General features: G+C 66.5%; 9 protein-coding genes. 4 read left to right on the forward strand and 5 right to left on the reverse strand.

Going from position 1 to position 10,904, the window contains the following annotated elements; all coding sequences use genetic code 11:
• Positions 1 to 1,757 (reverse strand): acyl-CoA dehydrogenase (locus P3W85_RS01990; RefSeq protein ID WP_276263532.1); only part of this gene is annotated, 1,757 nt, incomplete at its 3' end.
• Positions 1,758 to 2,089: 332 nt separating this feature from the next.
• On the opposite strand from P3W85_RS01990, the gene P3W85_RS01995 reads away from it, so the two are divergent.
• Positions 2,090 to 3,727, forward strand: coding sequence for a 3-(methylthio)propionyl-CoA ligase (locus P3W85_RS01995; protein WP_276263533.1), 1,638 nt, complete (start codon positions 2,090 to 2,092; stop codon positions 3,725 to 3,727).
• Between the two features lie 9 nt (positions 3,728 to 3,736).
• On the opposite strand, the gene P3W85_RS02000 is transcribed toward P3W85_RS01995, so the two are convergent.
• Positions 3,737 to 4,735: an AraC family transcriptional regulator gene (locus P3W85_RS02000; protein WP_017224173.1), complete on the reverse strand. Its 999-nt coding sequence runs from the start codon at positions 4,733 to 4,735 to the stop codon at positions 3,737 to 3,739.
• Between the two features lie 600 nt (positions 4,736 to 5,335).
• On the opposite strand from P3W85_RS02000, the gene P3W85_RS02005 reads away from it, so the two are divergent.
• Entirely contained in the window at positions 5,336 to 5,758 is a 423-nt protein-coding gene (locus P3W85_RS02005; RefSeq protein WP_017224172.1) for a VOC family protein, read from the forward strand.
• Positions 5,759 to 5,862: 104 nt separating this feature from the next.
• Here P3W85_RS02005 and P3W85_RS02010 read toward each other — a convergent pair whose 3' ends face one another.
• Positions 5,863 to 6,537, reverse strand: coding sequence for a glutathione S-transferase family protein (locus P3W85_RS02010; RefSeq protein WP_276263534.1), 675 nt, complete (start codon positions 6,535 to 6,537; stop codon positions 5,863 to 5,865).
• A gap of 10 nt (positions 6,538 to 6,547) precedes the next feature.
• Entirely contained in the window at positions 6,548 to 6,904 is a 357-nt protein-coding gene (locus tag P3W85_RS02015) for a DoxX family protein (RefSeq protein ID WP_430869474.1), read from the reverse strand.
• Between the two features lie 321 nt (positions 6,905 to 7,225).
• Here P3W85_RS02015 and P3W85_RS02020 point away from each other — a divergent pair, with 321 nt between their 5' ends.
• Both P3W85_RS02020 and P3W85_RS02025 read left to right on the forward strand, forming a co-directional pair.
• Positions 7,226 to 8,821, forward strand: coding sequence for an MFS transporter (locus tag P3W85_RS02020; protein ID WP_276263535.1), 1,596 nt, complete (start codon positions 7,226 to 7,228; stop codon positions 8,819 to 8,821).
• 88 nt (positions 8,822 to 8,909) lie between these two features.
• Positions 8,910 to 9,371: a MarR family winged helix-turn-helix transcriptional regulator gene (locus tag P3W85_RS02025; protein ID WP_017224168.1), complete on the forward strand. Its 462-nt coding sequence runs from the start codon at positions 8,910 to 8,912 to the stop codon at positions 9,369 to 9,371.
• Between the two features lie 174 nt (positions 9,372 to 9,545).
• Here the strand turns inward: P3W85_RS02025 and P3W85_RS02030 are convergent, their stop codons facing one another.
• Complete coding sequence (locus tag P3W85_RS02030; RefSeq protein ID WP_276263536.1) at positions 9,546 to 10,892, reverse strand: cobyrinate a,c-diamide synthase; 1,347 nt, start codon at positions 10,890 to 10,892, stop codon at positions 9,546 to 9,548.
• Between the last annotated feature and the right edge of the window lie 12 nt (positions 10,893 to 10,904).

Consider the following 10,904-nt stretch of genomic DNA (forward strand, 5'->3'; position numbering starts at 1 on the left):
ACCGGCGCCGCCCCCGCCACGATGGCGTCGCGCAAGCCCGATGCCTGCGACAGGATATGCTCCGCGAAGAAATGCGCGGTGGCGATCTTGGCGTCGAGGAACGCCGGATCCTCGCCGCGCTTCGCTTCCGCCGCCAGCATCGCCCGGCCCAGCTGCCAGCCCGAGAACACGATGCCGCACAGCTTCAGGTAAGGCACGCTGCCGGCGAACACGGCGTTGGGGTCCGATTTGGCGTTGGCCACCACGAATGCCACCACCGCCTCCAGCGCCGCGCGCCCCTTGGCCAGTTGCGCCTGCACCGCGGCGAACGCCGCGCCTCCGTGCGCGCCCAGCGCCGCCTCGGTCCCCGCGATCTGCGCGCAGATGCCGCGCGCCACCGCGCCGCCGTCGCGCACGGTCTTGCGGCCGACCAGGTCGTTGGCCTGGATCGCCGTCGTGCCTTCGTAGATCGGCAGGATGCGGGCGTCGCGATAATGCTGGGCCGCGCCGGTTTCCTCGATGAAGCCCATGCCGCCGTGCACCTGCACGCCCAGGCTGGTGACATCGATCGACAGCTCGGTGCTCCAGCCCTTGACGATGGGCACCATGAACTCGTAGAAGGCCTGGTTCTGCCCGCGCACCGCTTGGTCCGGGTGCTGGTGCGCCGCATCGCACGCCGCCGCGGCCACATACGCCACCGCGCGCGCGCCCTCGATCAGCGCACGCATGGTCATCAGCATGCGCTTGACGTCCGGGTGATGGATGATCGTCACCGCCTCGCGCGCGGAGCCGTCGACCGGACGGCTTTGCACGCGCTCGCGGGCAAAGGCCACCGCCTGCTGGTAGGCCCGCTCGGACACGGCGATCCCCTGCATGCCCACCGAGAAGCGCGCCGAGTTCATCATGATGAACATGTATTCCAGGCCGCGGTTTTCCTCGCCGACCAGCGTGCCGATGGCGCCGCCATGGTCGCCGAACTGCAGCACGGCGGTGGGGCTGGCCTTGATGCCCAGCTTGTGCTCGATCGATACGCAATGCGCATCGTTGCGCGCGCCCAGCGAGCCGTCTTCGTTCACCAGGAACTTGGGCACGATGAACAGCGAGATGCCCTTGACGCCCTCGGGCGCCGTCGGCGTACGCGCCAGCACGAGATGGACGATGTTCTGCGCCATGTCGTGTTCGCCGTAGGTGATGAAGATCTTGGTGCCGAACAGCTTGTAGGTCCCGTCGCCCTGCGGCTCGGCGCGCGTGCGCACCGCGGCCAGGTCCGAGCCGGCCTGCGGCTCGGTCAGGTTCATGGTGCCGGTCCATTCGCCGGAGATCAGCTTGGGCAGGAACATGGCCTTCTGCGCGTCGCTGCCCGCGGTCAGCAAGGCCTCGATGGCGCCGTCGGTCAGCAACGGGCACAGGGCGAACGACAGGTTGGCCGTGTTGAGCATCTCGTTGCAGGCGGTGGCGATCAGCTTGGGCAGGCCCTGGCCGCCGAACTCCTGCGGATGCAGCACGCCCTGCCAGCCGCCCTCGCCAAACTGGCGGAACGCGTCCTTGAAACCGGGCGTGGTGGTGACCACGCCGTCCTTCCAGCTGCTGGGATCGGTGTCGCCGATGCGGTTGAGCGGCGCCACCACCTGCTCGTTGAACTTGGCGGCCTCGTCGAGCACCGCCTGCGCGGTCTCCGGCGTGGCGTCCTCGAAACCGGGCAGCTTGCTGACGGCGTCCAGGCCGGCCAGTTCGTTCATCACGAACAACATGTCTTTGAGCGGGGCACGGTAGGTCATGTTGGGGGACTCCATATTGGGGATGGCTGCGCGGAGCGAGGCGCTTCGGCTTGGATAGCGGCGCCGCATGCTCCGGATACCTGGATCGTAGCGCCCGCCACGCCACGCGGGAATAGCCAAACCTGCCCATTCATTGACAAATCCAGCCGCTTTGCGTCGCCCTGGCCGCATTACCGTGAGCGTGCTCCCGAATGGCCGGTTTTGTTAGTAGTTCGGCCATTCCTGTCAGTGCCGCAGCCGGCGGCCGCCTCTAGAATGCCTCGCAGCCGGCGTCGCTGCGACCGCTGACTGCATCCGGCACCACCATAACCAGCCTGTCAGGAGACAAGAACATGGACCTGTTCGGTCAGATGATGTATGCGCCGCTACAGTTGTCGTCGTTGCTCGAACAGGCCGCGCGGCACTCCGGTGCGGTGGAAATCGTGTCGCGCCGTGTCGAAGGCGACATCCATCGGTATACCTACCGGGATTGTCATGTCCGCGCCATGAAGCTGGCCAATGCGCTGACGGGCCGGGGCATCGTGGCCGGAGACCGAGTGGGCACGCTGGCCTGGAACGGCTACCGGCATATTGAGTTGTACTACGGCGTGACCGGCATTGGCGCCGTTTGTCATACCATCAACCCCCGCCTGTTCCCGGAGCAGATTGCCTACATCGTCAATCACGCACGCGACCGCGTGGTCTGCTTCGATGCCTCGTTCCTTGCCCTGGTCGAGCAGATCGCGCCTCATTGCCCGCATGTGGAGGCGTGGGTCATGCTGTCCGACGCCGCCGGCCTGCCGCAAGCATCGGCTTTGCCGCTCGAAAGCTATGAGGCCCTGATCGCAGGCCAGCCGGCGCACTTTGACTGGCCCCGCCTGGATGAACAACTGGCGGCGGTGCTCTGCTATACCTCCGGCACCACCGGCAACCCGAAGGGCGTTCTGTACTCGCATCGCTCGCTGTGCCTGATGGCCTATGCCTCGTCGCTGCCGGACGCGCTGTGCCTGCGGGCGTCCGACACCGTGGTGCCGGTGGTGCCGATGTTCCACGTCAATGCCTGGGGGCTGCCGTTCTCCGCGCCGCTGGTAGGCGCAAAACTGGTCTTGCCGGGCCCCGCGCTCGACGGCGCATCCCTGTCGGCGCTGTTCGAGCAGGAAGCCGTGACGCTTTCTGCCGGCGTGCCCACCGTCTGGCTCGGCCTGGTCGACCATATGCGCCGCACGGGCAAGCGCGCCGGCACCTTGCAGCGCGTCATCGTGGGCGGGGCGGCGTGCCCGCCGCAACTCGCGACGGCACTGGGCGAGCTTGGCATCACGGCGGTACACGCCTGGGGCATGACGGAGCTGTCGCCGGTCGGCACCGTGTTCGCGCCCACGCAGGGCTTCGCGCGAAAAACGGCGCAGGAGCGGGCGCAGATCGAAGCAAAGCAAGGCCGCGTAGTGCCGGGCGTGGAAATGAAGATCGTCGGCGCAGACGGCGCCGAGCTGCCGTGGGACGGCCGCTCCGCGGGCGATCTGCTGGTGCGCGGCCATTGGGTGGTGGAGCGCTACTACGGCATGAACGAAACCTGTCTCTCGCCGGACGGCTGGTTCGCCACCGGGGATGTGGCCACCATCGACGCCGACGGATACATGCAGATCACGGACCGCAGCAAGGATGTGATCAAGTCCGGCGGGGAGTGGATCTCCTCGATTGAACTGGAAGGGATCGCGGTGGCGCATCCGGAAGTCGAACTGGCGGCGTGTATCGCCTGCGCGCATCCAAAGTGGGACGAACGGCCTTTGCTGGTCGTGGTGAGGCGCGCAGGCAGCACGCTGGATGCAAGGCAACTGCTGTCTTTCTACGAAGGCAAGGTCGCGAAGTGGTGGATCCCGGACGACGTGGTGTTCGTCCCCGAGCTGCCGCTGACCGCCACCGGCAAGCTGCACAAGCTGGTGCTGCGGCAGCAATTTGGCCGGCACTACAGTGACACCGGCACGGCCGCGTAGCGACAGGGCTCAGGCCATGCCGCGATACGCCTTGGGCGTGCTGCCGGTCCAGTGCCGGAAGGCACGGTGAAAGGCGGTCGGGTTGTCGAAGCCGACGTCATACGCGATGGCGGCGATCGCGTCGGGCGAGCGCGTGAGCCGCTGGATGGCGATATCGCGCCTGACGTCGTCCTTGATCGCCTGGAAGGTCGTACCCTCTTCCGCCAGCCGGCGGCAGAGGGTACGCACGGAATAGTGCAGGTCCTGGGCAACCACCTCGAGCGTCGGCATGGCGGGCAGGCAATCGGCGAGGTATTGCCGGACCCGGTGGCAGACCATCTGCTCGGCAAAGGAGACAAAGATCCAGTCTTCCGGCGCGCGCGCGAGAAACCGCTGCAGATTGGACTTGCGTTGGCGGACGGGCATTTCCAGGTAGGCCGCTTCAAAACGCATGCGGGTCCGCTCGCTGCCGAACTGGACCGGCCCGGGAAAGAGGTAGAGGTAGTCCGCCGCATGCTCGGGACGCGCAAAATCGAATTCGGCGGCAATCAGGGGGATGCGCTTCGCCACCAGCCATGAGGCGATGCCGTGCACCAGCTTCATCATCAGTTCGCGTCCGAGTTCGGTCACGCCGGGACCTGCCGGATCCGCCACCATGGCAACCCAGCCGCCCGCGGCGTCGCGCCCGGATTCCAGCCTGAAGTCATCCAGGATCAGGTGGAAAAACTGGCCGAACCGGTGCAGCGCGACCTCCAGCCGCGGGGCATCGAGCAGGCTCAGGCACAAGTACTTCAGCGTGCCGTTGCGCAAGGGGCGGCTGAAGATACCCGGCATCTCGTCGTCGAGTTCGGTCGCGAGCAGGCGATAGAGCGTCGAGAACTGCTCCTCGGTCACGCGGGAACCCGCCCGCCGCAGCAAGCCGTGGCGAATGCCGGAGCACTCCGCCAGCCGCTCGATGGCGGCAGGATCCGCACCTGACAGGAAGCCGTTGACCAGCGAGATGGGGACGGTGCCAGAAATTTGACTCAAGGGTGCATCGACGTCCGCTCTGCTACGTCACTCCGGTATTGTTCGAGGCATGCATTTTGTCATAAGCGGGGGTGCAGGGGGCACTCCCTGGTACTCGCGGCTCCGGCATGCATGCCGGGAGCGTCGATATCCTGTTTTCCCGATAACGAAAATCGAGAATCCCGAATTGCCGGCCCGATTTGACGGCCAATTTCATCGGTGCGGCCACAGGCTCACTGGTTTCATCATGGATTTTGCCAATGCGGGATGGTCCGGCGTTTGCGCCGCAGGCGCGCTCCTGGCTGCGCTGGCGCTGGCGTATGCGGTGTTTGCACCAGGCGCCCGCATTCCTGGGGACCATCGCGGTTCATAGCATCGGCCGATCTCCAGCATTTGACGACACGGCCGGCACGCCGTTTCTTGCGCTTGACGCGTCGTTCGGGCAGGCTATGCGTCACTGACGGCTCGCATGCCACGCTGCGCCCGGCGGTGATGCGGCACCGGGCCGGAGAGATTTGTAACAAGAGAGGCAGTCTGTCGATCCACGGGTGGTTCAAGCGTCGTGCCAGGACAGGGACGACCGGTTCGGCCCTGTGACACCCAATCGCAAAAGGAACCCACATGACCCAAGCCATCGCATACCTCGCATTCAACGGCAATTGTGCCGAAGCCATGCGCTTTTACGAGCAGGCGCTCCATGGCAAGCTCGAAGTATTGATGAGTGGCGCCGATTCGCCCATGGCCGAGCAGATCCCCAGGGAGTTTGCCCACCGCATCCTGCATGCGCGGCTCGCGCTGCCTGGCGGGGGAATGCTCTTCGGCGGGGATTGCCCGGGGCATCTACCATACGAGGGCATCAAAGGCGTGTCCATCGCGGTCGACTACGCGACCACGGAGGAAGCGGAGCAGGTCTTTGCAGCGCTCGCCAGCGGCGGCCAGGTGACCATGCCCATGCAAGCCGCCTTCTGGGCCAAGCGCTGGGGCATGCTCATCGACAGGTTTGGCACGCCGTGGATTGTCAATGGGGAACTGCTGCCGGTCTGAACAGAAAGATGGCGCGAGGCCGCCAGCAAGTGCTCGTGGCCTTCGCCATTGGTGCCGGGCTTGAACGGCGGCGCGATTGCTGCGCTGCCGAACGCGGTCCCCTGTCACCTGGAAGGGCGCTGGATGCGCCGCGACAGCGCGGAGCCGCGCGCGAGAAGAAACGCCTTGAGCCGCTGCGGGTAATCGGGGGCGACGGCCGAGCGCACCGATGGCCGGTTGGCAAGCTGGCCGCGCCAGGCCGCGAGCTTCGGCAGTCCGCTTGTGCAGCCGAAGTCGTCGATGGCATCAAACACGTCAAAGTACCGGAAGATGGGGCCGAACACGGCATCTACGATGCAAAAATGCTCCCCCGAGAAGTACCGGCCGGCGCTGAGCACGGCTTCGAGTTGTTCGAGGCGAGTTCGGATATGCCCGGCCTGCGCCTTCAACGCAGCTTCATCGGGGGCCGAGTAGAACGCGGCGATGGTGTTCAGCAGCGATGAGCCGAATTCCATCCAGGCGCGATGCCGGGCACGCTCCAGCGGATCGCCGGGATGAAGCTGCGGTGCCTGCGTGTCATCGAGAAACTCGCAGATGACGGCCGACTCGAAAATGGCTTCGCCATCCACCAGCAACACGGGCGTCTTGCCCAACGGCGAGCACTCCAGGAACCAGGCAGGTTTGTTCGCCAGGTCCACGTCGCGGCGTTCGAATGCGACGCCCTTTTCTGCAAGAACGATTGCGGCGCGCTGCACGTAAGGGCACAGGGCATGACTGATAAGAATAAGGGCTGCGCTCATGCTGGACTCCTTACGCACCAGGAACGAAGCGCGGACTGCGGCGCGCGGCAAGTGCGCCGTCGCCGGTCAGCCATAGCGACACCGAAGCCACGATCAGGAACAGCGGATATTCCCAACCGCCACCGGGGCTGGTATGAGCCCACCCATTGGGCAGATGGACCGAGGCGGCCGCTGCCACGACAGGTACGAGCGCCAGCGCGACCTGCCGGGCGTAGAGGCCCAGTACCAGGGCGATGCCGCCAAGCAACTCGGCGGCGAAGACCGGGTAGGCCAGGAAGCCGGAAAAGCCCACGCTTTTGAAATACCGGGCCGTTCCCGGCAGCGCGAAGACGAACCACTTCAGAAGCGTGTGCGCGATCCATATGATCGTCCAGGCTGATTCGCAGCAGGGCTATCCCGTAGTGTCCGGGGCGTCGAGAGTCGGTCGAGTCCATTGCATCTCCAGTTCCAGTTGATCTGCAACGAATGTACGATTGCGCATGTGCAATAAAAATAGGCGCGGGTACAAAGCGTGATTGCGTGAGCGCAATATCAGGTGCCGTCAATGGACGTGAGACCGGTGTGGAAGCCTCACCTCAACTTTGTTTGTCGCACCTCAGATCTCTTTTGTCCCCGCACATCTTTCCTGCCCCAACCCCAACCACTGTCCTATAATGGTTGACTCTACAATCATTGACCGGGCAAGAAAATGATTTCGCAGCCTCACAAGGCGCATAGCAGCGGGCAGGTGCTGCCATTCCGCGAGTCCCTGATGGCGATGCTGGGCATCGCCTTCGTGGTGATGCTGGTGGCACTTGACCAGACCGTGGTCGGTACCGCGCTGCCTACGGTGGTGGCGGAGTTGCAGGGATTCGAGTATTACGCCTGGGTGGCGACGGCCTATCTGCTGATGTCGGTGATCACGGTGCCGATCTTCGGCCGGCTGGGCGACTACTACGGGCGCAAGCCTTTCGTGATGGCGTCGATCGTGGTGTTCACGCTGGCTTCGGCGTTGTGCGGCATGGCGACCAGCATGCCCTTCCTGGTGCTGGCGCGCGGCTTGCAGGGCATTGGCGGCGGCATGCTGGTGGGCACGGCCTTCGCCTGTATCCCGGACCTGTTTCCCGATTCCCATGTGCGCTTGCGCTGGCAGGTGATGATGAGTGCGGCCTTCGGTATCGCCAATGCGATCGGGCCGTCGCTCGGCGGGGTGCTGACCGAAGCTTATGGCTGGCGGGCGGTGTTCTATGTGAACCTGCCGGTGGGTCTGCTGGGCCTGTGGTTTGCCTGGCGTTACCTGCCGCACCTGCGCCAGCAGGCGCATGCCGGTGCGATCAAGGTGGACTGGCTGGGCGCGGCGCTGATCGGCGTGGGGTTGGGTGGCATGCAGTTGTGCGTGGAACTGATGCCCGAGCGCGGTTTCGGGCTGCTGACCGGCGGCCTGCTGGTGATGTCGGTATGCGCGCTGGCGGGGCTGTGGCAATGGGAGCGCCGGACGCCGAATCCGATCCTGCCGCTGGAAATGTTCCGCAATCCCGGGCTGGTGCCGTTGTTCCTGCTGGCGGTGTTCGTGGGTTTCGCGATGTTCTCGCTGCTGCTGTATGCACCGCTGCTGTTCCAGGGCGGCTTCGGCTATTCGCCGAAGGAGGCGGGGGTGCTGGTGACGCCGCTGGTGGTGTGCATCACGGTGGGCAGTATCATCAATGGCCGGATCATCACGCGGATCCGCCAGCCCAACAATATGCTGTACGCCGGTTTCGCCATGCTGGCGCTGGCTTGCCTGGGCCTGTCGCAGGCCACGCGCGGGATGTCGCACCATCTGCTGCTGGGCATCATGCTGCTGGGTGGCTTCGGACTGGGATTTATCATGCCGAACCTGACCGTGTTCGCGCAGCAGACCGCGGGCCGCGAGCACCTGGGCATTGCCACGGCGATGCTGCAGTCGCTGCGCATGGTGGGTGGCATGATCGGTACGGCCGTGGTCGGCACGCTGGTCACGCGCCGCTACCTGAGCGGCGTGCACGATGCGTTGCAGAGCGCCGGCGCCGCGGACTGGCAGGCGCGCATGGCGGATCCGCAGATCCTGATCGACCACGCGGCGCAGGCCAGCCTGCTGTCGCAACTGCAGGCAGCCGGGCACAATGGCGCCCTGTTGCTGGAGCAGGCCCGGCTGTCGCTGGTCGGCGCCATCCACGTCGGCCTGGCGCTGGCCGCGGTGATCGCCGTGCTGGGGCTGTGGCGCTCGCGGCGGGTGCCTCCGGTCAAGCTGGAGCGGGCCGCCAAACCGGTAATGGCTGCCGAGTAAACAGGCGGAAAATCGGGGCGGCAAGGCGCGAATTCGTAAAGTGGTAATGTCGCCCGTTTCAGTACGGTGCTGCAAGCAGGAGATTGGAGTGGAATTGGAGCGACAGAGCCTGGCTGTTCTACAGCAGTTCGGGCGAACTTACCGGGCCTATGCGTCGGCTTTCGAGCAGCGCATCGGCCACCCCTTGCCGCGCTGGCGCATTCTCTACGCCTTGCATGGCCACGACGGCCCCATCGCGCAGAAGCCGCTGGCAGACCGCGTCGGCATGGATCCCGGGGCACTCACGCGCCAGTTGAAGGCATTGCAGGAACTGGGCTGGGTGGAGCGAAGCACCAGCGAGCGCGACAACCGGGTGACCAATGTCACCCTGTCGGCGCTTGGCCACAGCGTAGTCGAGGAGGCATTGCCGCTGCGCTCGGCTTTTCTGCAGGATGTGCTGGAAAAGGTTTCGGAGACCACCATGCGCAATCTGTCCAAGGGGCTGGAGCAACTTGAGGCCGGCATTGCCGAGGCGGTGCAGCGCACGCAGGACAGGGCCGACGCCGCTTGATTTGCCGGGCAGCCATGCCCTTGCCTGATATGAGCCACCCGGATGTAAGCCACGCCTCGTGGCGACGCCCGCGGCTGCCGGCGCCTGCATGGCTCCGGGCCCTGCCGGCGGCGCATCTGTTGCGTCGGCACGCTCCAGTCTCCTGATTCCTCCGCTGCCACGCGGCTTGCCGGATCACGCGCCGCCGCGCGCGGCTGCACCGAACAGCGCCGCGATGGCGTACGGGTCGGACGGGAAGTAGAGGTGCGTATAGGAGGCGGTCAGCGCGCCTTGCCGGAACACCGCCTCCCCGCGCGAGCCATCGCGCGGCACGGTGGCATGGCAGTAGGGCGCCAGCGGGGTCTGCGCGCTGGAGTAGTGGAAGGTATGGCCGCGCAGGGTGCCTTCGGGCAGCGTGAGCTGCTGATGGCCGAGCGCCGCCAGGCGGGCCTGCATCGTGACCACGCCCGGCAGCAGGCCAGCCATGGAGTGGCTTTGTCCGGCTTTATCCACCAGGTTTTCGAACAGCGCCATCATGCCGCCGCATTCGGCCAGCATGGGCATGCCGCCGGCATGGGCGCGGCGCAGGGCGGCCAGCATGCCGGCATTGGCCGACAGGCGCGCCGCGTGCAGTTCGGGATAGCCGCCGGGTAGCCATAGCGCGTCGCAGCCGGGCAGGGCCAGGTCGTCCAGCGGCGAGAAGAACGCCAGCCGTGCGCCAAGCGCCTGCAGGGTGTCGAGATTGGCCGGGTAGATAAAGCGGAAAGCCGCGTCGCGGGCGACGGCGATGGTCTTGCCTGCCAGCAGCGGCGGCAGCGCTGGCAGCGGCGGCGCCGCTGCGATCTCCACGGCGGCCGGCAGGGCGCCGAGCGGTTGCCCGGCCAGGGCATCCGCCAGGCGATCCAGCCGGGCGTTGAGATCGGGCAGTTCGTCGGCGGCCAGCAGGCCCAGGTGCCGCTCGGGCAGGGAGGCGGCGGGGTCGCGCGCCAGTGCCCCTGCCCAGGCAATATGGGCGGGCAGGCTTTCGCGCAGCATATCGGCGTGCCGGGGCGAGCCCACGCCGTTGGCCAGCACCTGCATGGATGGGAGCGGCAGGCCATAGCCGGCCAGGCCATAGGCCAGCGCGCCGAAGGTCTGCGCCATCGCACCGGCCTGGATCACGCTGAGCACCGGCAGCCCGAAATGGCGAGCCAGGTCGGCGCTGCTGGGCGTGCCGTCGTGCAGGCCCATCACGCCTTCCACCAGGATCAGGTCGGCTACGCCCGCGGCCTGGCCGAGGCGCGCGGCGGCATCGTCGGCGCCGGTCATCCACAGGTCCAGCGAATAGACCGGCGCGCCGCTGGCGGCTGCCAGGATGGAGGGGTCGAGGTAATCCGGGCCGCTCTTGAAAACCCGCACGGTGCGGCCCTGGCGGCGGTGCAGCCAGGCCAGCGCCGCAGTCACCGTGGTCTTGCCCTGGCCCGAAGCCGGGGCGGCCACCAGCAGGGCTGGCACACGCCGTGGCGCCGCCGTCGCGGCAAGAGGGGCGGCAACGGCGGGCATGACGCGAGGGGC

The organism is Cupriavidus basilensis, from assembly GCF_029335485.1.
GTDB classification, from domain to species: Bacteria; Pseudomonadota; Gammaproteobacteria; order Burkholderiales; family Burkholderiaceae; genus Cupriavidus; species Cupriavidus basilensis_E.